This is a genomic window from Nonomuraea sp. NPDC023979, from assembly GCF_040639085.1.
Classification (GTDB): domain Bacteria; phylum Actinomycetota; class Actinomycetes; order Streptosporangiales; family Streptosporangiaceae; genus Nonomuraea; species Nonomuraea ceibae.
Genome location: NZ_JBEZZG010000016.1, coordinates 1 through 19165, shown reverse-complemented (window position 1 = coordinate 19165; position 19165 = coordinate 1). Strand labels below are relative to the sequence as shown.

Sequence of the window (19165 nt, the reverse complement as noted above, 5' to 3'; positions counted from 1 at the left end):
CGCTACACTCGCCGGACGCGATCCCGGCCACGACAGGAAGAGATCACCATGCGGAACACCCCCGTGCTGCTGACCATCAACGGCGCACAGCAGGCCGTCGTCTACAACCCCGAGCGGGCCGAGGATGACGCCTGGATGTACGGCGGCATGTGCACTGGCGTCGCCAAGTCACGCAAGGCCCGCTGCGGCAACATCGTCTGGGACCAGGGCCAGGTCGCCGGCTACGGCACCATCTACGTCGGGGACCTGGTGGTGCCCGTCATGGGCCCGCTGCCCGAGCCCGCCAACCGGCGCCACATCGAGCAGCGGTGCCGCGTCCACGACACCCCCGACGCGGCCGCCTACTGCGACCCCGAGTGGGAGCTGTTCAACCCCGACCGGCACGCCGCTTTCGGCCACACCCCCACCATGCATGACGTGTTCGGATACACCCACGACCTCCGCCCGAACCTGCCGCCCCTCAACATTCTCGCCACCGCGCTGCGCGGCCACTTCACCAAGCCCGAACTGGAGCAACTCGCCCGCCTGCTCACCGACTGAAAACCACGCCCGAACAGGGCAAACACGTAGAATAGAAGACGAGCCGGACGCGAACCCGGCCAGCGACAGAAAGCAGACCAGCATGCTGCGGCACTACCTCGCCACCACCGACGGCGCCGTCGTCGGCCTCACCCCCGGAGCGACCGTCGGCGCCCTGCGCGCCCCCCAGCACCCCGACATCGTCCGGGCCTGGGCCGACGACACCTACCCCGGCGCCCTGCTCATCATCGGGCCGCCCAAGTCCGGCCGCACCTTCACCGCCCACGCCGCAATCCGGCACTACCTCGACCGGCTCAACATGCCCGGCATCCTCACCGTCGAGGGCCGCACCGAAGCCAGCTGGGCCAGCGGCCTCGTCAACTCGTGCCGCCACACCAGCAGGACCATCGCCGGCGCGTCCGTCGTCGTCGTCGAGGACCTCCTCAGCACCTACACCCCGAGCTCGCCCGCCGCCGGCTGGCTCCGCCTCCGCCTCGGCGAGGCACTCGCCGGCCAGCACGGCCGCCTCGTCGTCACCATGACCGTCCACGCGCCGCTGATCCCCCACTGGGAGCGGCAGCTCGACACCTTCATCGACGCCACCTGGGGCGACCGGATCGCCACGCTGCTCGGCCACCGCACCGTCATCCCGATCCACTGACCAGCGCCCGCGGCGACACAAGCCCCCCGGCCACTACAACCGAAGCAGCCCCGGACGCGAACCCGGGCACACGACAGGAGATCACGTGACCACACTCGAACGCCCATGCTGGGTCCTGCACTACCCCAGCGGCCACACCAGCGAAAACCACTGGCCCACCCGCGAGGCGGCCGCCACCCACTGCCACGACGGCTGCACCCCCGCCGGCACCACCATCGGCCAACGCGCCCAGCCGTGCCTCATCATCACCTGCGCCACCCCCGGCTGCAGCTCCTACATCGACCACGACTACGGCTCGGCCTACCACCACACCAACATGGCCGACGCGCGCATCTGCGCCACCATCCACAACTGGACCGCCGACCCCAGCGACCACTTCTACTGCCTGACCTGCAGCCGCCGCCGCTACCCGATCGGCACCGCACTGCAGGCCGAACCGCCCACCACCGGCGGCCCCGGCGACCGCCACGCCGTCCTGCTCGCCCCGCCCGCGTACGGCGAAGAGCTGCAGAGCCTGTGCGGCGCCCTCGTCCACCCGCCCGGCCGGCCCTGCGACGTCGACACCGTCACCTGCCCCGCCTGCCATCTCATCCTCGCCGACAGCGACCCCGGCCAGCGCCTCGAAACCGCTGCCGCCCCCCGATCCCTGAAGACCGGAATCCGTGCGTTCACCGACGCCATCCGGGGCCGCTTCCCCGTCGAGTGCGGCGCCTGCGAAGGCCGGAGCTGCGCCGACTGCCACGACGGCGTCATCCTCACCGGCTTCGCCTGGACCCGCCCCCTGTGGGACAAGGACAGCCGCCGTGCCTAACCACAACGCGCGGCCAACCGGCCTACCCGGCGCCACCCGCGGTGTCATGCCCATCGGCACGATCTACAAAGTACAGGGGGCGGCAACGCACAACCTAGCGGGGGACCGGCTTCGCCGGCCGCTCCCCCGCTACCCCCTGTACCGGACACTGACGCAGATCCCTGGACATCGATGCAGGAAACGCTCGCCACTGAGGTGCCGCAGAGTGATTGAAGCTGAAGACTCGTACCGATGCAGCCACCTGTACTTTGTAGATTCATGCCTGACCTCGAAGCCAGGCTCCGCCCGCCGGCTCCCGTCCGCACAGTATGCCGACCCCGCCTACCCGGACACGCTCGCCCGTCCACCCGCGAGCCTGGGGACTCCGTTCGCGACGGAGCGGGACATGCACATGCCTGCACCGCCCAGCTCCCCCGATAACCTGGCCCAGGTCGTGCTCGCACTCCCCTCCCGACGGCAGGTGCTGCTCACCGCCGACAGCGGCTACGCGCCGCCCGATGGGCGGAGGTGGGCGTGATGGCCGGCGGGTCGCTGTGGGATCTCATCTCCAAGCTGGAAGACCGTCCGGACGCCACGGTCACCCTCGATCACCTGGTGATCGAGGTACCCATCCACAAGGTCAGCCGCCTCACCCGCGCGGCGGAGACAGCACGCCGGGACGGCGCGGTCATCTACCTGGAGGAGTCCAGGTCTCGATACCTGCAGCGCGACATCCTGGTATGCGCTACCGGGGAAGCTCGAGTGATGTTGCCGCTGATCAAACTCCTTGCGGAGCTGGGCGGCAGCACCGGGGCTAAGTGGCGGGAGGGCAAATGACTCACCCGAAAGTCGGCGCGGTCATGTCCGGCTGCAGACGATACCGCTACCAGCTGGTGCGCCGATGGTCGGATGCACCGCTCGCAGCGTGGGTGCTGCTGAACCCGTCCACGGCTGACGCGCTCACCGACGATCCGACCGTACGGCGGTGCGCCGGGTTCGCCCGCGCGTGGGGGTGGGGCGGCATCGAGCTCGTCAACCTCTACGCCTGGCGGACCGCCGACCCGGGCCAGCTGAGGGAGGTCGCTGACCCGGTCGGGCCGATCAACGACGAGTTCTTGGCCTCGGCGGCCGCGCGGGCCGCCGAGGCTGGAGCGCCGCTCGTGGCCGGGTGGGGCGTCCGCGCTGAGTCGTGGCGCGTCGAGCAGGTGCTCGCTCTGCCCGGCATGGATCGGCTCTGCGCGCTGGCGCTGTCCAAGGACGGCCGACCTCGGCACCCGCTGTACCTGCTGAAAGGGCTGCGGCCGCAGCCGTACGGGCCAGATCGTTCACGCGGCTGACATCGGATGCCTCTGGAGCCCTCGGGAGTTTCCCGAGGGCTCCCCGCGTTCACGTCCCTGAGGCAGGCCCTCGTCGATCGCATGCGCGGACGGCGAACATGTTTCCGTACTGGGACGTGCGGTCCACGATCACGCAGCCATCCGGCTTGCTCCAGCCCTTCTTTCGCTCGCGGCGGATGCGCTTCGGCTCTCGGGTCTCAGGCACGGGGTCAGACCTCCTCGGGCAGGCGCTCGACAGCGCGACGGGTGAGTTGATCAGTGGCAGACAGCGCCCGCAGCGCGAGGTCAGCCACGTCGCCTGCGTGAGCACCGTCGATGTCGCCGCCGAGCGGGACGATGCCGCTGACCCAGATCGCGGTCCGGATCGTCTTTTCTGCCGCTTCAGCACCTGCCACCGTCCGGTCGCGCAGGTAGGAGGCTGCCTTCAGGTCGGCGGCCATGGCGGGGGCGATTGCTTCCCATGGGGCCGAGGCGATGCCGCACACGCGTTGGAACGCCGCGCGGGCGATCGTGTGAGGCGAGGGTTTCGGCTTCTGGTGTGCCACAGGTCAGCCCTCCTCGGAGAGGGAGGCGCCCAGCTCGGTCGCCTTGTCGAACTCGGCGAGACGGTTGTCCACAGGCGTCCACAACCCGTAGTCCACGGTCTTGGTTCGCTCGGCGATCCGCCCGCCCCTATCTCTGGCCTTGATCTCGGCGAGGCGACGCGAGAACGGGCCCTCCACGTACCGCTCGCCTCGGTGCCAGTAGAGGACCGCGAACTCCACGGTCATCTCCTCAGCGCTGGGCAGTTGCTCGGACAGCGCCTCGTACTCGTCTTCGGTGAAGTCGTTGAGGTCCACGGATCTCTCCTTGTCGGTGATGGTCTTGGGTAGCGCCCTCTCCCGCGAGCAATTGTCAAATCCTGTGGATCGCGGGTGATTGAATCACGGGGCTCGAAGCCATTGATCGAGGACTGCGAAGTCTTCGTCGACGAGTCCTCGGAATGGCTCCACGTGGTGAAGGAGTGCCCGACCGCTGTGGTGTGTGGAGACCCAGTTGCGATCGGCGTCGGTGATCTCGTCGTCGACCCAGGCGAACGGGCGTCCAGCCGCCCAGGTCACCAGGGTCCGGGTCTTCCAGCAGAGCCTGAACCATTGATCCTCGCGTTCATGCTCGCCGGATGGCTCCGGCCAGATCACGACTGGCAGGCGTGGCAGCCCAATTCGGGATGCTATGACGGCGTTCGCCTCCTCTTCCCAGGTGGTGGCCCAGACGAGATCGCAGGGCAGCGCCGCCAGCCGACGCCCCACCTCGGCGGTGAGCCGCGCCAAGTGCGATTCGGGTGTAATGGCCAGCGGTTCACCATGAGGGTCCTCACCGAACGGGAGAAGCGGTCCGTCGACGTCGAGGAAGAGCAGCGGGCGTTCGGTGTGGCTGGTCATGCCGCGGTGACCTCGTCGCGCTCGACGAGGACGCCGCGTTCGAAGCGGGCTCCAGCACGCACCAGCGCAACCAGGTGGGGCGCGTTGACCGAGCGCCAGCGTTGTTGGGCGGGCCTTCCAATGCGGCTCTCGCTCATCGGTCGGGTTCTCCGTTCAGAGGTTGGGCGGTCAGTTGTCTGCGAGACGCCGGTCGGCGGCGTCAGCGCCGTCGTCGGGAGGCTGTTGGTCGAACTCCTCGTACAGACCCCACCGCCCGCGCTCCCAGCTATGGACCACGGCCCGGGCACCAGACGGCAGGTGTTCGCGGACGAACTCATAAGCCTTGTTCTCGGAGCGGAAGCCCTTGGGCTCCGCGTCTCCGACCTTGACCCGCCACTTGTTCGTGGGCGGCTTGTCCATGTCGTTGCTCCTGTAGGTGAGGGGGCTCCGGGAAGGGAGTCCCGGAGCCAGGGGTCAGACGTAGTCGGCGCACTCGATCACGAGGCCATGCTGTTCAGGGTCGTACTCGCCGAACGCGGCGTAGAACTTGTCGAGGGGCTGCCACTCGTCGGCATCAGCAGTCCACTTGTCTACCGAGCCCCAGCCGCATTCCCGCGCAGTGAACGCCGGGGCGATTCCATGCGCCTTCTCCAGCGCCTCGTCCTCGTTGTCTGCCTCGACGTTGGCGGTCAGCCAGGTGACGCGGGCCATCTGGACTCTGTACTTCGGCATCTCGGGCTCCTTGCTCGTTGAGGGGTTGAGGGTTGGTGACCCCGGTCCGGTAGAGGACCGGGACCAGGAAGGCGGCGCTGGTCAGATCGCGTACCAGTCGCTGACGGTCACGGTGCGGGCGAGGAGTACCGCGTCCGGGGTGAGGCCGGCGCTCTGCTGCCGCTTCCGCTCATCCTTGGCGCGCTGCTCGTTCCAGGCGCGGTCGGTCAGGCGGCCGGGATCCGCCTCGACGACGACCTTGCGGCGGCCGTGGCGGAGCTGTGTGGACTGGACGGCGTACTCGGTGCGGGTCTCGGCCATGTGAGGCTCCTCGGGTCGAAGGGTCTTGTCTGTGGCGCCCGTCCCGGGTCTCGCACTCCGGGCGACTGCTGGTCGGGCTGGGGCCCCCGGGAGGAGTTCCTCCCGGGGGACGGAGAGGGTCAGGCGGTGGGCTCGGGCGGGAAGTGCGTGTCGCTCATCTGGCATAGGCCGCAGCAGCGTTCGCTGAACGCCTCCCGTGCGTTCGAGCAATCAGTGAGCGGCGTCCCACAGGACCCGCAGTTGTCGTCCGCGGCCGAAGGGTTCGGGGAGGCGGCACGCGCGCCAGGTATGGGCTCGATCTCGTCGAGGGCCACCTGCAGCTCACGGATAAGGCTCCGAGCGGCAGATGGACGGATCACGCTGCCGATGCTGTGGCATGGCGTGGTCTCCACCTCGAAGCGGAGGGCGGCGACGTCGTCGGTACCTGCGATGGGCGGGACGATCTGGACGTGAGCGGGCGGGTCGTCCCGCTCCGGCTCAGGGTCAACGTCGCGGTAGTTCTCGTGGCTGAAGGCCATGCCGGCTCCTCGGGCATCGTCGAGGGGTTGGGTGTTGGTGGCCCAGTGGCGAGCTGGGGCTTGAGGGGGGAAGGTCAGCGCGTTTCGGCGAGCAAGGTGTGAAGCCGCTCAATGTCGCGCAGCAAGGCGGGCACGTGTTGGAGCACCTCCCGGGTGTACAAGCCGTCCGGCTGGCTCTCCGTGAGCGAGGCTTCGTAGGCGGCGGCGATGTGATCGCGCTGGTCTTCGGTCAGGAATTCGTTCATCAGGTGCTTCTCCAGAGGGTGAGGCATTGACCCCGGCTCCCCGGGGCCAGAGGCGGGCTACAGGCTGGCGTGGTGGTCGAGCAGCCACACGTCACAGATGCCGCCGATCGTGGTCTCGGGGCACTCACGGGCGATGCGGGCGACCAGGGCGCACAGCTGGTAAGGGCTGTAGTCGGCGATCCGATTCTCGGAGCGAGCGTCCATCCGGCCAGAGACCATGCACTTGCGCAGGGCGTAGGCGACGGTGCGCATCCGGAAGGTGAGGTCGGGAGAGATGTCGCTGTTGCTCAGGGCGGCGAGGACATCGGTGTAGCGGCGGGCACCGGTGCGGATGGGGAGCCCGTACTCGTCACGGAGGACGAACTTGCGGGTGCGGGTGCCGACTCGGATGGCCTTGGCGATCTCGCGGGCGGTCATCGTCTCGCTGGTCTCGATCGTGGCGGTCATCGGGTGGGTTCTCCGTTCAGAGGTAGGAGCGGGCCGGACAAGCGCTTCCCGTAATCGCTCATTGTCGGTTCTCCGCTATTTCTCGGGAGAAGGGGGACTGGCTGCGTTTCTCTTAGGAGGGGTTCTCCGATGAATGATGCTGCCCGGGCGCTTCATCAGGCTTGTGCCACCGCCCGCGGGCGGTGGCACAAGCCTGATGAGTTAGCTGTGTGAGGTGCCGTTGACGCTTGCACTCAGCGGCGGCAGGCCGGCGCGGGCTCGCAAGGTGTCACGGATCTCAACAGCCCCATCGTGGCCGACTCCCACCCCTGCCGCCTTCAGGGTCTCCCTCATGGTGTTGATGCCGGGGATGGTGTCCCCGAACGTGCCTCGGAGGATGCGGATCCTCTCCTCCAGTTGCTCGCTCTTGGTCATGTCCTCGAACGGCTTTCGCTTGGGGTCCCCCGACCTCGTCGCGCCATCGGTGTGGGAGGGTCCCCGAGACGTGTCACCAGACCGGCTGGTGCCTCCCTTGCCGGAGGCCCCCGACGGGTCCTTGCCACCGGCCCCCGATGATCCGTTCCCGGTGGTCCTCGGGCGGTCCCCGCCAGGGTCCCCGGACGGCTTCCGGTCGGGGGTCCCCGACGGGTCCCCGACCGGCTTGCGGTCGGGGGTCCCCGATAGCCTCATGGCCTCCACCCGGGCCACGGAGGCGGGCAGGTTTCGGCCACGGAGGAGATCGTAGACGAGGTCGGCCGGCGCCTTTTTGCGCCAAGCCCGAAAACCGGGGTAGGCGACCTTCAGGAGGGCGATGGCACGGCGGCGTGTGGCCTCGAAGTCGAGCGCCTCCACCCGGCTGCCGATCTTGTTGAGCTTCATGCGGCGCCAGATCAGGAACGTCGGCCACGGCTGCAGGAACCAGGTGGCTACGGGGATCTTGTCGGTGAGCTCGTATCCGTCCAGGCGCGAGATCAGCAGATGGCGGCCGGCCTCGACCAGGACCAGGAAGAGGAACGGCGCGAAGATGTGCAGCGTCACCGACTGCACGTTCTCCCAGGTGGACACCCCTGCCTTCCAGCCGGCCATGCCGTTGACCACGACCGTGCCGACGGTGAACAGCCGGGCTGCCGACCGCAGCCAGCCGATCGGCTTGCCAATCGATGTGGCGAACAGGTCGAGGACGACCACGCCGACCAGGCCGCCGTCGATGCCCAGCGGCACCAGGTCTGGCAGGGGTACCTTGTGTCGCTTGGCCAAGTCGACGATGGAGTTGTAGGAGCCGGCGAAGCTGTAGCTTGCCAGTCCCATGGTGATCAGGGCGACGATCGCGCCCAGCAGCTTCTGCCCGGTGGACAGCGCTCGCCGAGCCTTGGCCGGCGTGCCTGCCGCGACGGGTGTGGCGGGGGTGGCCGGCAGTTGGGTCTCAACGCTCATAATGTCACGCTCCGTAGTCGATTTGAGGTTTGGTGGGGCGTCCGCGAGGTGTCCGCACAGCGTCCACGGACGGCGAGGGGTGGGGGCCTATAGGGGGCGGTTTTCGGCGTCCGCAGAGCGTCCGGGGACGGTCTGCGGACGCTCTGCGGCCCGCTACCCTCTGTGCCTGTACCTTGTACGGTTGGCGGTGGTCAGGACGCCCTGTCCGCCGCCTCCCGGCCGGCCCGCCGGGTGTCGCGGATCTGATCCGAGAACCGCCGGAGCGCGCTGAGCATCTCCTCCCTGGTCACCCCCTGGGTCGGGGCATACAGGCCGTCGATGTCGCGCGGCCGGTAGCACAGCTCGGCCGCGCACAGCGCGTTCGCCCTCGGCGACAGCCACGTCTTGCGGCGGCCGGTCGCGTCTTCCAGTTGCTTGCGGGTGATGCCGTTCGGCCCGGCGCCGAGAATGGCGTCGACCATGAGGCCCTCGGCGTCGGCGTTGGCGGCATCCAGATTCAGCGATTGGCCGGACATTCGGGCAGCCGCAACCGCCTCTGCCGTCACATCGCCCCCCGGGCCGGAAGCCCAGATTCGGTCCAGCCGTTCCCGGGCGGTCTCCGCAGTGTCACCGCCGGGACCCATCGGGGACCCCGCCGGGAGGCCCGCCGCCGTAGCGACTCCGGGACCCGCCGGGGACCCCGCCGGGGCACCCCACGGGTAGCCGCCGCCGCCGACTTCCGGGACCCCGCCAGGACCCCCCTGCCAACCCGCCCCGGGGACCCCCGCAGGAGACCCCTGGAGCGCGGCCGGTGAGACCTGCTGAGGGACCCACGTGAACCCCTCGGCCGCAGGAAGCGCGGGCTGCTCGAAGGACCCTCCGACGGGGATCCCCTGCGGTGCCGGATCACTGAGCCACTTGCGCATCAGCTTGGCCGGGATGCGGGTGCGCCGCGAGGCGTACTCAGCCACGCACACGCTGGCCGAACCCGCGTCCAGGGATGGCGCCACCTTCGCGCCTTCCCGCGCCAGGGATGCGACCAGGTCGTTGCTGTCCCCCGGCGCCATGTGCGGAGTGCGGGCCGGCAGCGGCGCCGTCATGCCGACGTTCCGCTTGTAGTACATGCCGGGCTTGCTCAGCATGGACACGTCGAGCTTGCTCCAGGCGTCGTCCCCGAGCAGGAAGCTCGCGGCCAGCTTGGACGTGGTCGACAGCAGGAACTGCACCCGGAACTGCTGCCGGAACGTCGGCGACGTGAACGCCTCCAGCGAGCAGTACTGGGTGGCGAAGATGACCTGCACCGCGACCGCCCGCCCCAGACTGTTGATCGACTCCAGGCGCTTGGCGAACTCCGCGCCCCGACCGGCCTTGTTCCGCGCTCCGGTGACCTCGGCGCCCTCGTCGATGATGTAGACGATCGCCGGGCACTTTTCCGAGGGGGCGAGCTTGTCGCTGTCCAGGTCGATGTTGGCCGACCGGTAGTCGATGATCTGCTCCAGCGACCGGAGCTGCAGGTCGATCTCCTCCAGGCTGGTGGCCAGCCAGTCGATGCGCGGCAGCCACGGCCCCAGGGCGCGGCCGCCCTTCATGTCCGCGCCCCAGATCAGCGCGTCCGCGCACAAGTGCAGGTTGGCCAGCACGGTGTGAATGAAGTTGCTCTTGCCGCCGCCGGTGTCGGCGCCGAACACCCAGTGGTAGTAGAGCAGCAGCTGCGTGTCCCACTCCTTGTCCTCGCGCATGCCCAGGATGAGCGGCTGCGTGATGGAGCGCGGCAGGTGCGGGCGGACCATGTCGAAGCTGATCGCCTCGGCCAGCGGGTTGCCCTGCCGGATGTGCACGTAGACCACCGTGGAGTCATCCTCGTCCGGAAGGATCTGCACCGCGCCCGGCCGCAGGTGCGCCCCGTCCTGGGTGAGCAGGCCTGTCTCGATGTTGCGGGCGCAGCCGGCCACGCTGGTGGCCAGCTGGGTAATGGGCACCAGCTGCACACGCAGAATCCGGTGGTCGGGGCCCAGCTCGGTCAGCTCCGTCAGCCGTGACCCCTTGCACGCCGACAGCTGGTCGGCCACCCGCGCCCACTCCTCGCTCCAATGCTTCAGCGCCAAAGTGGCCGCGTCCGGCTCAGGGGCGGGAGCGGGAGCGGGCATGGGGCTGGGCTGCGGCGTCTCCTCATAGACCATCTCGGCCGCAGGCGGGTTCTCAACAGCGGCGACGGCCCGCCGGCGGCGCAGCGCCTCCTGCCACCGCCAAGCGCCCACCAGGCTGCCCGCGGCCAGCGAGCCCGCCGTCCACAGGTTCATCGGGCCGACCATCTCCGCGATGGTCAGCCACACCCCGGAGCTGACCACTCCGGCCGCCGCCCACGTCTTGTCCACCACGTGGCGCAGCTTCACCGTGGCCCACGTGGCCGCGCCGAGCAGACTCACCGCCGCGACGTGCTTGGCGTTCACCGGGTCGGCCAGGTACGCGGCCGCCCCGGCAGTGAACAGGCTTGCCGAGCACACCCACGGCGCGCAGTCGTCCCAGTTGTCACGCACCGCCCAGTAGGCGCGCGCCGGGGCGCTCTCGCCCCGGTACGCGGCCGGGGGCGCGGCGGGCGCGGGGCCGCGCCGCACCTCCTGGCACTGGCCGGCGACCGCAGGGCGGCCGGCCTGCAGCTCACGGCGGGCCTCACGGCGGGCGCGCCGGGCCGCGGTCTTGGCGAGCTCGCGCTCGATGTTGCGCTGCCGCCGGGCCAGCGACAGCTCCTTGCTGGTCGGGGCGGCGTCGTCGCGCCCGGGGTGGGACTGGCTCATCGTCGCCGTCCTTTCGCAGGTGGGGTGGATTGGGGTTACTGGTCGTCGTTCGGGAGGCTGGCCGGGACGGACATGGGCGGGGCGCCCTGCTGGGTCGCCACCAGGTTGTCCCGGTTGATCATCCGGCCATTGGCCTGCGCCGCCTCGATCCACGGCGCGTACAGGACCCGGCCGCCCTCGGTGGCCTCAGCGAGAGCCAGGGCCATCCCGTTGACTCCGTCGCGGCCCTGGGCGATGAGCTCGACGATCTGCGGCATCATCCACACCTCGTCGTGCAGCCGCATGCTGATCGTGTTGAGCAGGCCGGTCATCTGGTGCAGGCCCTCGGTCAGCGTGTCCAACGTCCGGAACTGGTCCTGCAAGGACATCTCCCCGAACGGCTGGGAACGCAGGTTGGCCATGGCCTGGGCCAGGGACATCGTCATGGTCGGTTCTCCTTAGCTGGACGCGGTGGCGTTGAGGACGGCCTGGGACGGGACGCGGGTGCCCTGGCTGACCAAGACGACCCACCGCTGGTAGGCGGCGTCGGCGGCCAGCGCCGCCGAGTGCATCTGGCCGGCGGCCTGCTGGCCGACCTGGGCGGCGCCGTAGATGGAGTCAACGATGGTCCGGTCGAGCATCGCCTCCTCGTCCATGCGGGCGGCGATGGTGCGGCCGATCTGCGCGGTCATGTGCACCGCCTCGGCGGTGTAGTCGATCGCCTGGATCAGCGCCGGGATCGACATCAGCGTCATGTTCGCGGCGGCGAACGCCTCGACGGCCATCAGGTAGTTCTGCGGGGCCTCGGCCGGGCTGGTGCCCTGGCGCTGTGGCTTGGGCTGCGGCGCGGCGACCCCCCACTCGGCCAGGAATGCGTTGACGTCGGGAGTGGCGTTGTAGAAGTTGGCGACGAACTCGGCGTGGATTCGCGCCCGCTCGGCCGGGTCCTTGAGCGCGACGAGCTTGTGCGCGTGGTTGTACAGCGCCGTGTCCATCGCGTGGGAGTTCCAGTGGTCGCGAAACTCCTGCTGCGCCTGCTGCGCCTGTTCCGGCGTCGCGGTGGCCAGTTGCTCCTGCAGACGCCCGTACGCCTGCTGCTGGGCGAGCTGCAGTTCCTCGAAGCTCACGAACGTTGGCGTGCGCGAGGCCGAGGAGGTGTCGGCCGGCTGCGTCTGCGTGGCCTGCGCCTGCACGCGCTGCACCTGCGGGGCCTCCTGCTGGGCGGCGGCGGTCGCCCGCGCCGTCTCAGCGGTCGCGTCCTGGACGGCCTGCCGCTGTTCGTCGCGCTCCTGCTCGGCTAGATTGGCCCGCGCGCGCTCCTCGTCAGCTCGTTGAGCCTGCGCCTCGGCTGCATCCCAGGCGCGATTGAACGCCGCGTACATGGCCTTGTTGGTGGCGTCGTCGACGGTGACGATCCGCTCGGTCATCCACCGGGAGAAGGTCATCTCGGCGAGGCTGCGGTAGCGGTGGGCTTCGTCGAGGGCGGTGAAGTCCCCGTTGGGCGGGAACACGGCCAGGCCGCGCAGGTAGGCGGCCGGAAGGACTTCGCTGGGGATGCTCAAACTCATGGGTGCGGTCCCTTCGGGATCGTCGGTTGGGGTGACGGGCTTGGCGGGCTCGGTGTTGGGCTCGACAGACTCGGTGTCGGGCTCGGTGATCGGCTCGGTCACGATGGGGTTGGCGATGATGGGCTCTGTGGGGGCGTCCTCGACGGTCGTCGCCTGCCGGGCGTCGCCCGCCTTGTTCGGCCCGGCTGCCTCCGAACCGGGCGGGCCGGGAGCGTTGGCGGGCTGGGCGGTGTCCGGTCCGGCTGCCGTCTGGGGAGCGTGCTCGGGCTTGCGCAGCCCCAGCCCTTCACTGATGTCGGTAGCGGCGTCACGGACCATCTGCCACAGGCTGCGCTGAGCGTGCGGGGTGGCCAGGAACTCCTCCTGCCCGGACGGGCGGCGGGCGCTGTGAGCGGGCATGGGCCCCGTGTAGGGCTTGCCCAGGGGCTTGATCTTGGCTTCCTCCTGCGCCTTTTGCTCTGCGGCCTCGCGCGCCTTGAGCGCGGATTCCTTGGCTGCCTTGACGGTCATATCCAGGGCACCCTGGAACAGGCCGGGCTTCTCCTGGCCAGCCTTGACCGCCTGCTGCTGGCCGACTTTGCCGAGCACGCCCCCGGCGACGAGGAGCGCCAGGAGCAGCGCGCTCACGGGTTCCATGGTCAGCAACCTCCAGATTTGGGAGAGGACAGGTAGCGCACCCACACCCACACGGCGCCGTACACCAGCTGGCGCAGGCCGGCGGTGAGGACCATCACGGCCGCCCCCAGGGGGAGCGCCACCACGAGCACCACCGCCAGGAGCGGTAGCAGGAGGGGGTGCACCGCCAGAAGTGCCTGGCGGTGCACGGCCCCCAGATGGCGGGCCACCTCGAAGGCGATGTCGGTCATCAGCTGAGGACCTGGCCGACCCCGGTGAAGATGGAGAAGATCGCGCCGCTGATGCCGTTGATGAGGCCGCCGCCCCACGGCGTGGCGGCCAGGACGACCACGAACGCCCCGCCGAGCACCATCTGCGGCCAGTCGTAGCCCTTGTGCTTCTTGCAGTACCAGACCAGGGCGCCCAGAGCGATCACAGCCAAGATCGAGGTTCCGATCGCGCCGGACGGCACCTGCTGCTGAGCCAAGACGTGCGCCGCCTCAGCCGTCTTCAGGGAATGCATTGGCTATTCCTTCCTGTCTTGTGCGGTTCGCGTCGCACTAGCAAGGCTACTATAACTCCTATACTCTAGCTTGTGAAGCGAGAAGGGCGCCGACTTGACAACCATCGCCGTCGCTCCGCCACGAAGGGGAGCCACCAACAGCACAGGAGCTATCGACGTCATGGACACGCGGAACCGAGGCGGCACCTCCCAGGCGGATCGCCTGCTCAGCCACCTGCGCGCCCTGGCCGAGGAGGCCGAGCCGGGTACGGCCCTGCCGTCCCAGGCAGAGTTGTCGGAGCAGTTCGGCGTCACTCATGTCACCGTCGCCCGCGCCTACGCGGAACTGCGCAACGAAGGACTTGTGGTGGCCGTGCGGTACAAGGGCTATTACCGCCGGGGCATCTCTCATCTGGTGATGCGGCGCACCCGCCCGGTTGCCGATTCGCCGGACGACGTCCCTGAAGACGCGCCGGAGGTACCGCGCCAACCGCATCCTGATGTGCTGGTCGACGTGGCCACAGCCGCCCGGACCATTGGCTCCCACACCCTGGCCGACCTGCTCGACGTGCCGTCAGACACGGTCCTCAACATGATTCAGCAAACCACCTATGGCGCCGACGGGCACCAGGTCGACGCGCTGGCCATCAGCTACCAGCACCGCGATCACACCTCAACCGAAGACTGGCCCACCCGCTACCACGAGACGGTCCTCCCCCGGCTCGCGAACCGGGCCGAGATGACCCAGATGCAGCTTCCCGCCCCCACCGCGGTGCTGGAGGTGATCCGCATCGGCTACCACGAGGACCTGCCGGTGAACGTGCAGCACATCATCACGACTGGTCGCCTCGACTACCAGCTGGCCGCGCCGGAGGTCCCCTACGACGCCTGGGGGTGAAGAGTCGACACCGGCACCGATGGAGTGCTCACCTCGGCGCCCAGGACGTGAGCAGCACACTCGGAGCAACACGTCGATACGGCTGGATCGAACCACAGCGGCTCCCCGCCGATGCCGGAGGCGGTATAACGACCGTGCAGCAGCAGCGCCACCCGCAGCGAGCAGACCGACACCTGCCAGCCGCGGACCTCGCTGCCGTTGACAGGCACCGCGTGCTGGACCCGCTCGTGTGCCGGCACGTGCGGGTCGACGCCAAGCCAGTAGTCGCGGACCTCGGCCAAGTCTTCGCCTCCTCAGATGCTGTACAGCGGATCGTAAACCCGTCGAGGCGATGACGCCCACCGGCGCCGGGACTCGGCCGAGGAACAGCCACGGCCCGTCACCTCCGAAGGAAGCAAGGAAGCAACGGGCCGCGCCTGCGTCCGCGTCTCAGGTCGCCATCAGGGCCTGGCACGCCTTCGCGACCTCCAGCCGGAACCGGATCTGAATGTCGTACGGTGTGCAGCCGTAGTGATGAGCGAGCGCCTCGCCCAGTTGCCGGACCGCCTGGCGGTGACGAGGCTCCGACCCGCCGCGCAGGTCGTCACGCCGGATCTGAGCCCGCAGCTGGATGTAGCGGGCCTTGGCGTCGGCCAGGGTGAGTACCCGCTCGCCCAGGATGACGAGGGGCCGCCCGTGCGGGCCGACGAACAGCGGCTCACCCATCACGACACCTCCACCCCGGTCATCGAGGCGATCGCGTAGTAGGCCGTCCATCTCGACCGGCCAGGCAGGGTGCGGAAGTAGGCGTACATGCGGTTGTCCGGGCCGACCGCGTAGTCGCTCAGGATGTGGATGGCGTGATGGTCGCGGCTGCGGTAGCCGTCGGGGTAGTCGACGCCGCCGGGCGTCTCGACATGTACCGTCTGGCCGATACTGGCCTTGATCAGGGCCACAATCTCGTCGGGGCTGGTTGCCGTCGTGGGCATGGGCCGGTCCTCTCGTCTGGCCGGGGTCGCGTCCGGCCGGGGGTGTAGCGCCTTAGCGGCAGGCTACCGCCGGCGCGCCTGCTGATGCTTGGCGTTGAACGGGTCGATCTGCGCGCAGACCTTGTGCGCGCGATCCAGTCTCGTCGCGTAGCTGGGTCTGGCCGGCTCGCCGGTAGATGCATGCGGCCGAGCGTGAGCTCCCATGCGGGGACTTCTTGTGGGCCCACGACAGCTCGTAGCCGGGTACGTAGCCGTCGGGAAGGACGGGATGCGCCACCGAGCGCCCCCTTCTGACCTGTCGGGCCACCCCGGGGTCGCATCCGGGGTGCGGAACATCCCCAGAGTACGGCCCCCAGGAGTCACGCCTTCTTGACGCCGTACGTAAGCATGCCTACATTCGGAGGTGCGCGGACGCGACCCCGCGCGTGGACAGCCGAAAGGAACCGCCGAGATGGCACCTACCACCACCACACCCAACGAGTTCACCATCGCCTGCCTCACGCTGGCCGAGCACGTCGCCAGCAACGATGAACCGGTAGGGGGGCCCTGCTACCAAGCGCTGGTCGACGTGCTCGCAAACAGTCTCATGCACGGCCCCATCGAGGCACGCCCCGACAGCATCACCGAGGCCCGGCGCCGCGCCGCCTGGGAGACCGCCCGCCTCGTCGACTGGGCCCGCGCCCACCCCTACCTGCCCGACGCTCTGCTGTTCACCGAGAACTACCCGGTCGTCGCCCCGTGAGCGCGCCCACCGGCCCGCGAGCCGCCATCTACCTGGAGCCGACCGGCGCCCCCGACGAGTGGAACGTCCTCCTCGACCGGGACGCCGTCAACAGCCTGACCATCGGCCGCATCATGCTCCGCCACGACCACACCTGGCAGATCCTCGACGGCCACCAGGCCAAGCTCGGCCGGGTCGCCGGCGGCAGCCACGGCCAGGAGCGCGCCATGATGGCCTGCGCCGCCGCCTTCTTCCAAGACATCGCTCCGATGGGGCCGAACGCCGCATGACCACGCCTGCGAACGTCGGCCGGTGGGGCAAGCCCGGCCCCCACCGGCCGAACTGCTGCCGCTACTGTGGCCGGTTCGGACGCGACTGCCAGCGCGCTGTCTGCCTCGCCTGCGACACCCCGCAGTGCTGGGACTCCGCCTGCGCCGTCTGCCTGGTCGGACTGTTCACCACCCGCAACTTCCTCGGCCCTGCAGAGGATCTTGTCTGCGGCTACCGGTGCACCAACCTCGCGGTGGCCAGGGTCCCCCGAGTCGGATACGCCTGCCGCACCTGCCTGCCCCGCCCAGCCCGCCGCTGGAACGGCGAGAGCCTTCGTCTCGCCGACGAGATCGCTCAGCGGGTCGCAGAACTTGGCCAGACCCGCGACATTCCCGGCTGGAGGCGTTTTCAGTGGTACGACACATGACCGCCAGAGGCCGCTCGCGCGGCATGCTCAGCGTGGTCAGCGCCCTTGTCAACGCCCCCCAATTCACCTTCGAAGAGAGCGGTGCGTCATGACCACCATGCCCGTCCTGGAGTGGATCCTCGACAAGCACACCCCCATCCCCATCGACCGGTTCGGCGCCGACCACTGGTCAACGTTCGCCTACGTCGAGACCCGCGCCGTCGACCGGAAGGGCTACCTCGGCCACGACCACATGCGCTGCTCGGCCCGCCTGCACCCAGAGCTGTACGCCCTCAAGAACCCGTACAGTTCCAGCGATGGCGGCCGCTACCCGACCAAGATCAAGGCCGCGCGGAACGACGACGGCTCCTGGGGAGCCGAAGCGCTCCAGGCCCATGACGATTACTCCTGCCTGTCCGACTGCATCGCCGCCGGCCTCCTGGTCGCCGACATGCCCATCGCGGCGGGGCAGACGTGGCAGACCGCCACCGGCGACTACATCACGCCCAAGATGGTCGGCTCGGGCGCCGTGTCCGACCCGGACCGCATCACCCCGCGCGACCGCAAGCGGCTCATGGGCGCGGCCCGCTGGCGGCTCACACCCCTCGGCGTGGCGGTGGCCTCCCAACTGCGCCAGCACCACGCTGAGGGCGGCGCCTGGCACGACTTCGTGCCCGACATGGCCAAGGCCCGCCGCGACGCCGCCTGACACGCCACCACCAACTGATCCCGCATCACGAATGCCGCATCCGCTTGCACGGGTGCGGCGTTTCGCGTGTCGTGGAGATGCGGCGCCGATGATCGGCCCGATACCGTACGGGACGCCCGCCCCTGGAGATTTCACCGGCCTCCGTGGGCGGGCGGAGCTACCCGCAACGAGAGAGAGGCTACAGTGCCAAATCTTCCCGCAAACATGCCCGACAGGGTGATCGCGGTGAGTGGGCTCAAGGGCGGCATCGGTAAGTCGACCCTGGCCATGTTCATCGCGTTCGTGTGGGCCGTCCTTCGCGGCAAGCGCGTTCTGTACGTGGATGCTGACCCGTCCAGCCAGACGGGCTGGGACTGGTGGAAGCTCGCCCGCGACCGGGACACGCCGCTGCCGTTCGACATCGAGACGTGGCCGCACGCCCAGGTCGGCGACATGGTCGCGGACCGTACTCCTGGCAAGTACGACGTGGTGGTCATCGACTGCGGCGGCGACTCCGACGCCATCCTCCGCTCGGCCGTCGAGGTCTGCACCTACGCGCTCGTCGTCACGACGCCCAACAAGGCCGACATCCGCCGACTCTCCGCGACGTTCGCCTCAGCGCTCAAGGCGGCCAAGGACGCTGGTCGCACCAGCGAGATCGACGCGGCCGTGGTCTTCACGAAGGTGGACAACCGCCGGCAGGCCGCCAACAAGGAGATGCGCCGGCAGATCGAGGCGAAGCTGCCGATGCTGCAGCGGGAATTGTCGCTGAAGCCGGCCGTCTACGCCGATGCGATGGGCACCAACGTCACGTCCCACGCTGATCTCGAAGAGGCCAAGGAACTGGTTGAGGAGATGGAGGCGGCAGCGTGATGGCGAAGCTGGACGAGTTCGACGTGTTCGACGGAGCGACTCCGCCCGTGGCCGACGCAGCCGACGCCGCTTCTCGCGGCTCGGGGGGCGCTTCCCGGGACCAGGAGACCCCAGAGGGGGAGAACGGCGCTCAGGATCAAGCTGAGGGCCGCGCAGGCGGTACGACGGCGACCCGGTCACCCGCCAAGAACGGCCAGAGCGGCCGAGCGTCGGTCGCGCGCCCGTCGGCACGAGCCGGGGGACGCCGCCAGGCGGCCGCTCCCGCTGAGCCGGGCATGGACGCCGATACCGAGCGGCGCTGGCTCGCCTGGCTCGGCGCGGACGCGGGCAAGGCCGCGGCCTCCCTCCGGCGGGCCGACGAGGACGTAGCCGCGTTCGAGCGCACCGTGCAGGCAGCCCGCGCGGCTGGCATGAGCGAACGCAAGATCCTGGGCGCGGTCGCCCGCTACGACGTGGACATCCCCGATCCCGATGGTCAAGCTCACACCCTGGCCGGCGTCTTCGCCCTCTACACCGGAAGTCACCAGTACCTGCGCCGAGC

The 19165-nt window shown here is 69.4% G+C and carries 32 protein-coding genes; 13 read left to right on the top strand and 19 right to left on the bottom strand.

Annotation, left to right across the window (positions count from 1 at the left end; all coding sequences use genetic code 11):
- The first annotated feature begins 48 nt into the window (after positions 1 to 48).
- The 6 genes from AB0G11_RS26005 to AB0G11_RS25980 all read left to right on the top strand — a co-directional run bounded on the left by AB0G11_RS26005 (position 49) and on the right by AB0G11_RS25980 (position 3307).
- Entirely contained in the window at positions 49 to 540 is a 492-nt protein-coding gene (locus AB0G11_RS26005) for a hypothetical protein (protein ID WP_357588752.1), read from the top strand.
- Between the two features lie 82 nt (positions 541 to 622).
- Positions 623 to 1180, top strand: coding sequence for a hypothetical protein (locus AB0G11_RS26000; protein ID WP_357588750.1), 558 nt, complete (start codon positions 623 to 625; stop codon positions 1178 to 1180).
- A gap of 85 nt (positions 1181 to 1265) precedes the next feature.
- A complete protein-coding gene (locus AB0G11_RS25995; RefSeq protein ID WP_357588748.1) occupies positions 1266 to 1991 on the top strand; it encodes a hypothetical protein in 726 nt (241 codons plus the stop codon).
- A gap of 385 nt (positions 1992 to 2376) precedes the next feature.
- Positions 2377 to 2508 carry a hypothetical protein gene (locus AB0G11_RS25990; RefSeq protein WP_357588747.1) on the top strand — a complete coding sequence of 44 codons (132 nt, stop codon included), beginning with the start codon at positions 2377 to 2379 and terminating at the stop codon, positions 2506 to 2508.
- Positions 2508 to 2807, top strand: a complete 300-nt coding sequence (locus AB0G11_RS25985; RefSeq protein WP_357588745.1) for a hypothetical protein — start codon at positions 2508 to 2510, stop codon at positions 2805 to 2807. Before AB0G11_RS25990 ends, AB0G11_RS25985 begins: the two co-directional genes overlap by 1 nt.
- Entirely contained in the window at positions 2804 to 3307 is a 504-nt protein-coding gene (locus AB0G11_RS25980) for a DUF1643 domain-containing protein (RefSeq protein ID WP_357588743.1), read from the top strand. Before AB0G11_RS25985 ends, AB0G11_RS25980 begins: the two co-directional genes overlap by 4 nt.
- A 209-nt stretch (positions 3308 to 3516) precedes the next feature.
- Here AB0G11_RS25980 and AB0G11_RS25975 read toward each other — a convergent pair whose 3' ends face one another.
- The 16 genes from AB0G11_RS25975 to AB0G11_RS25900 form a co-directional block, all read right to left on the bottom strand.
- Positions 3517 to 3852 (bottom strand): hypothetical protein, encoded by a 336-nt coding sequence (locus AB0G11_RS25975; RefSeq protein WP_357588742.1) that lies wholly within the window; start codon positions 3850 to 3852, stop codon positions 3517 to 3519.
- A gap of 3 nt (positions 3853 to 3855) precedes the next feature.
- Entirely contained in the window at positions 3856 to 4146 is a 291-nt protein-coding gene (locus tag AB0G11_RS25970; protein ID WP_357588740.1) for a hypothetical protein, read from the bottom strand.
- 84 nt (positions 4147 to 4230) lie between these two features.
- Positions 4231 to 4728 (bottom strand): HAD domain-containing protein, encoded by a 498-nt coding sequence (locus tag AB0G11_RS25965; protein ID WP_357588738.1) that lies wholly within the window; start codon positions 4726 to 4728, stop codon positions 4231 to 4233.
- Complete coding sequence (locus tag AB0G11_RS25960) at positions 4725 to 4865, bottom strand: hypothetical protein (protein WP_357589153.1); 141 nt, start codon at positions 4863 to 4865, stop codon at positions 4725 to 4727. The genes AB0G11_RS25965 and AB0G11_RS25960 overlap by 4 nt, the downstream gene beginning before the upstream one ends.
- Positions 4866 to 4896: 31 nt before the next feature.
- Complete coding sequence (locus tag AB0G11_RS25955; protein WP_357588736.1) at positions 4897 to 5127, bottom strand: hypothetical protein; 231 nt, start codon at positions 5125 to 5127, stop codon at positions 4897 to 4899.
- 54 nt (positions 5128 to 5181) lie between these two features.
- On the bottom strand, positions 5182 to 5439 hold the full coding sequence (locus tag AB0G11_RS25950; RefSeq protein WP_357588734.1) for a hypothetical protein: 258 nt from the start codon (positions 5437 to 5439) through the stop codon (positions 5182 to 5184).
- Positions 5440 to 5520: 81 nt separating this feature from the next.
- Positions 5521 to 5739, bottom strand: coding sequence for a hypothetical protein (locus tag AB0G11_RS25945; RefSeq protein ID WP_357588732.1), 219 nt, complete (start codon positions 5737 to 5739; stop codon positions 5521 to 5523).
- Positions 5740 to 5858: 119 nt separating this feature from the next.
- Entirely contained in the window at positions 5859 to 6257 is a 399-nt protein-coding gene (locus tag AB0G11_RS25940) for a hypothetical protein (protein WP_357588731.1), read from the bottom strand.
- A 74-nt stretch (positions 6258 to 6331) separates the two neighbouring features.
- A complete protein-coding gene (locus tag AB0G11_RS25935) occupies positions 6332 to 6502 on the bottom strand; it encodes a hypothetical protein (RefSeq protein ID WP_357588729.1) in 171 nt (56 codons plus the stop codon).
- Positions 6503 to 6559: 57 nt separating this feature from the next.
- Positions 6560 to 6949, bottom strand: coding sequence for a hypothetical protein (locus AB0G11_RS25930; RefSeq protein ID WP_357588727.1), 390 nt, complete (start codon positions 6947 to 6949; stop codon positions 6560 to 6562).
- A 201-nt stretch (positions 6950 to 7150) separates the two neighbouring features.
- Positions 7151 to 8362: a DUF2637 domain-containing protein gene (locus tag AB0G11_RS25925; RefSeq protein WP_357588725.1), complete on the bottom strand. Its 1212-nt coding sequence runs from the start codon at positions 8360 to 8362 to the stop codon at positions 7151 to 7153.
- 191 nt (positions 8363 to 8553) lie between these two features.
- Positions 8554 to 11136, bottom strand: coding sequence for a hypothetical protein (locus tag AB0G11_RS25920; RefSeq protein ID WP_357588723.1), 2583 nt, complete (start codon positions 11134 to 11136; stop codon positions 8554 to 8556).
- A 35-nt stretch (positions 11137 to 11171) separates the two neighbouring features.
- Positions 11172 to 11561, bottom strand: a complete 390-nt coding sequence (locus tag AB0G11_RS25915; protein ID WP_357588721.1) for a hypothetical protein — start codon at positions 11559 to 11561, stop codon at positions 11172 to 11174.
- Positions 11562 to 11573: 12 nt separating this feature from the next.
- On the bottom strand, positions 11574 to 13310 hold the full coding sequence (locus AB0G11_RS25910) for a hypothetical protein (RefSeq protein ID WP_357588720.1): 1737 nt from the start codon (positions 13308 to 13310) through the stop codon (positions 11574 to 11576).
- 11 nt (positions 13311 to 13321) lie between these two features.
- Entirely contained in the window at positions 13322 to 13549 is a 228-nt protein-coding gene (locus tag AB0G11_RS25905; RefSeq protein ID WP_357588718.1) for a hypothetical protein, read from the bottom strand.
- Positions 13549 to 13821, bottom strand: coding sequence for a hypothetical protein (locus AB0G11_RS25900; RefSeq protein ID WP_357588716.1), 273 nt, complete (start codon positions 13819 to 13821; stop codon positions 13549 to 13551). The genes AB0G11_RS25905 and AB0G11_RS25900 overlap by 1 nt, the downstream gene beginning before the upstream one ends.
- 160 nt (positions 13822 to 13981) lie before the next feature.
- On the opposite strand from AB0G11_RS25900, the gene AB0G11_RS25895 reads away from it, so the two are divergent.
- On the top strand, positions 13982 to 14698 hold the full coding sequence (locus AB0G11_RS25895; protein WP_357588714.1) for a GntR family transcriptional regulator: 717 nt from the start codon (positions 13982 to 13984) through the stop codon (positions 14696 to 14698).
- On the opposite strand, the gene AB0G11_RS25890 is transcribed toward AB0G11_RS25895, so the two are convergent.
- The 3 genes from AB0G11_RS25890 to AB0G11_RS25880 all read right to left on the bottom strand — a co-directional run bounded on the left by AB0G11_RS25890 (position 14680) and on the right by AB0G11_RS25880 (position 15666).
- Positions 14680 to 14979, bottom strand: a complete 300-nt coding sequence (locus tag AB0G11_RS25890; RefSeq protein WP_357588712.1) for a hypothetical protein — start codon at positions 14977 to 14979, stop codon at positions 14680 to 14682. The two genes, AB0G11_RS25895 and AB0G11_RS25890, sit on opposite strands and share 19 nt — an antisense overlap.
- A 148-nt stretch (positions 14980 to 15127) precedes the next feature.
- Positions 15128 to 15403 carry a hypothetical protein gene (locus AB0G11_RS25885; protein ID WP_357588710.1) on the bottom strand — a complete coding sequence of 92 codons (276 nt, stop codon included), beginning with the start codon at positions 15401 to 15403 and terminating at the stop codon, positions 15128 to 15130.
- Positions 15403 to 15666, bottom strand: coding sequence for a hypothetical protein (locus AB0G11_RS25880; RefSeq protein ID WP_357588708.1), 264 nt, complete (start codon positions 15664 to 15666; stop codon positions 15403 to 15405). Before AB0G11_RS25880 ends, AB0G11_RS25885 begins: the two co-directional genes overlap by 1 nt.
- 451 nt (positions 15667 to 16117) lie before the next feature.
- Here AB0G11_RS25880 and AB0G11_RS25875 point away from each other — a divergent pair, with 451 nt between their 5' ends.
- From AB0G11_RS25875 to AB0G11_RS25850, 6 genes are all read left to right on the top strand, one after another.
- A complete protein-coding gene (locus AB0G11_RS25875; protein WP_357588707.1) occupies positions 16118 to 16408 on the top strand; it encodes a hypothetical protein in 291 nt (96 codons plus the stop codon).
- Positions 16405 to 16677 (top strand): hypothetical protein, encoded by a 273-nt coding sequence (locus AB0G11_RS25870; protein ID WP_357588705.1) that lies wholly within the window; start codon positions 16405 to 16407, stop codon positions 16675 to 16677. The genes AB0G11_RS25875 and AB0G11_RS25870 overlap by 4 nt, the downstream gene beginning before the upstream one ends.
- Positions 16674 to 17084 carry a hypothetical protein gene (locus AB0G11_RS25865; protein WP_357588703.1) on the top strand — a complete coding sequence of 137 codons (411 nt, stop codon included), beginning with the start codon at positions 16674 to 16676 and terminating at the stop codon, positions 17082 to 17084. The genes AB0G11_RS25870 and AB0G11_RS25865 overlap by 4 nt, the downstream gene beginning before the upstream one ends.
- A gap of 88 nt (positions 17085 to 17172) precedes the next feature.
- On the top strand, positions 17173 to 17772 hold the full coding sequence (locus tag AB0G11_RS25860) for a hypothetical protein (RefSeq protein ID WP_357588701.1): 600 nt from the start codon (positions 17173 to 17175) through the stop codon (positions 17770 to 17772).
- Between the two features lie 204 nt (positions 17773 to 17976).
- Positions 17977 to 18624, top strand: a complete 648-nt coding sequence (locus AB0G11_RS25855; protein WP_357588699.1) for a ParA family protein — start codon at positions 17977 to 17979, stop codon at positions 18622 to 18624.
- 275 nt (positions 18625 to 18899) lie between these two features.
- Positions 18900 to 19165 (top strand): hypothetical protein (locus AB0G11_RS25850; protein WP_357588697.1); only part of this gene is annotated, 266 nt, incomplete at its 3' end.

Coding starts and splice junctions, on each gene's coding strand:
- AB0G11_RS25935 (WP_357588729.1), bottom strand. CDS start 6,502: ATGAACGAATTCCTGACCGAAGACCAGCGCGATCACATCGCCGCCGCC.
- AB0G11_RS25900 (WP_357588716.1), bottom strand. CDS start 13,821: ATGCATTCCCTGAAGACGGCTGAGGCGGCGCACGTCTTGGCTCAGCAG.
- AB0G11_RS25855 (WP_357588699.1), top strand. CDS start 17,977: ATGCCCGACAGGGTGATCGCGGTGAGTGGGCTCAAGGGCGGCATCGGT.
- AB0G11_RS25875 (WP_357588707.1), top strand. CDS start 16,118: ATGGCACCTACCACCACCACACCCAACGAGTTCACCATCGCCTGCCTC.
- AB0G11_RS25960 (WP_357589153.1), bottom strand. CDS start 4,865: ATGAGCGAGAGCCGCATTGGAAGGCCCGCCCAACAACGCTGGCGCTCG.
- AB0G11_RS25945 (WP_357588732.1), bottom strand. CDS start 5,739: ATGGCCGAGACCCGCACCGAGTACGCCGTCCAGTCCACACAGCTCCGC.
- AB0G11_RS25860 (WP_357588701.1), top strand. CDS start 17,173: ATGACCACCATGCCCGTCCTGGAGTGGATCCTCGACAAGCACACCCCC.
- AB0G11_RS25885 (WP_357588710.1), bottom strand. CDS start 15,403: ATGGGTGAGCCGCTGTTCGTCGGCCCGCACGGGCGGCCCCTCGTCATC.
- AB0G11_RS25865 (WP_357588703.1), top strand. CDS start 16,674: ATGACCACGCCTGCGAACGTCGGCCGGTGGGGCAAGCCCGGCCCCCAC.
- AB0G11_RS25965 (WP_357588738.1), bottom strand. CDS start 4,728: ATGACCAGCCACACCGAACGCCCGCTGCTCTTCCTCGACGTCGACGGA.
- AB0G11_RS25990 (WP_357588747.1), top strand. CDS start 2,377: ATGCACATGCCTGCACCGCCCAGCTCCCCCGATAACCTGGCCCAGGTC.
- AB0G11_RS25880 (WP_357588708.1), bottom strand. CDS start 15,666: ATGCCCACGACGGCAACCAGCCCCGACGAGATTGTGGCCCTGATCAAG.
- AB0G11_RS25905 (WP_357588718.1), bottom strand. CDS start 13,549: ATGACCGACATCGCCTTCGAGGTGGCCCGCCATCTGGGGGCCGTGCAC.
- AB0G11_RS25920 (WP_357588723.1), bottom strand. CDS start 11,136: ATGAGCCAGTCCCACCCCGGGCGCGACGACGCCGCCCCGACCAGCAAG.
- AB0G11_RS25980 (WP_357588743.1), top strand. CDS start 2,804: ATGACTCACCCGAAAGTCGGCGCGGTCATGTCCGGCTGCAGACGATAC.
- AB0G11_RS26000 (WP_357588750.1), top strand. CDS start 623: ATGCTGCGGCACTACCTCGCCACCACCGACGGCGCCGTCGTCGGCCTC.
- AB0G11_RS25940 (WP_357588731.1), bottom strand. CDS start 6,257: ATGGCCTTCAGCCACGAGAACTACCGCGACGTTGACCCTGAGCCGGAG.
- AB0G11_RS25925 (WP_357588725.1), bottom strand. CDS start 8,362: ATGAGCGTTGAGACCCAACTGCCGGCCACCCCCGCCACACCCGTCGCG.
- AB0G11_RS25930 (WP_357588727.1), bottom strand. CDS start 6,949: ATGACCGCCACGATCGAGACCAGCGAGACGATGACCGCCCGCGAGATC.
- AB0G11_RS25955 (WP_357588736.1), bottom strand. CDS start 5,127: ATGGACAAGCCGCCCACGAACAAGTGGCGGGTCAAGGTCGGAGACGCG.
- AB0G11_RS26005 (WP_357588752.1), top strand. CDS start 49: ATGCGGAACACCCCCGTGCTGCTGACCATCAACGGCGCACAGCAGGCC.
- AB0G11_RS25915 (WP_357588721.1), bottom strand. CDS start 11,561: ATGACGATGTCCCTGGCCCAGGCCATGGCCAACCTGCGTTCCCAGCCG.
- AB0G11_RS25895 (WP_357588714.1), top strand. CDS start 13,982: ATGGACACGCGGAACCGAGGCGGCACCTCCCAGGCGGATCGCCTGCTC.
- AB0G11_RS25985 (WP_357588745.1), top strand. CDS start 2,508: ATGGCCGGCGGGTCGCTGTGGGATCTCATCTCCAAGCTGGAAGACCGT.
- AB0G11_RS25950 (WP_357588734.1), bottom strand. CDS start 5,439: ATGCCGAAGTACAGAGTCCAGATGGCCCGCGTCACCTGGCTGACCGCC.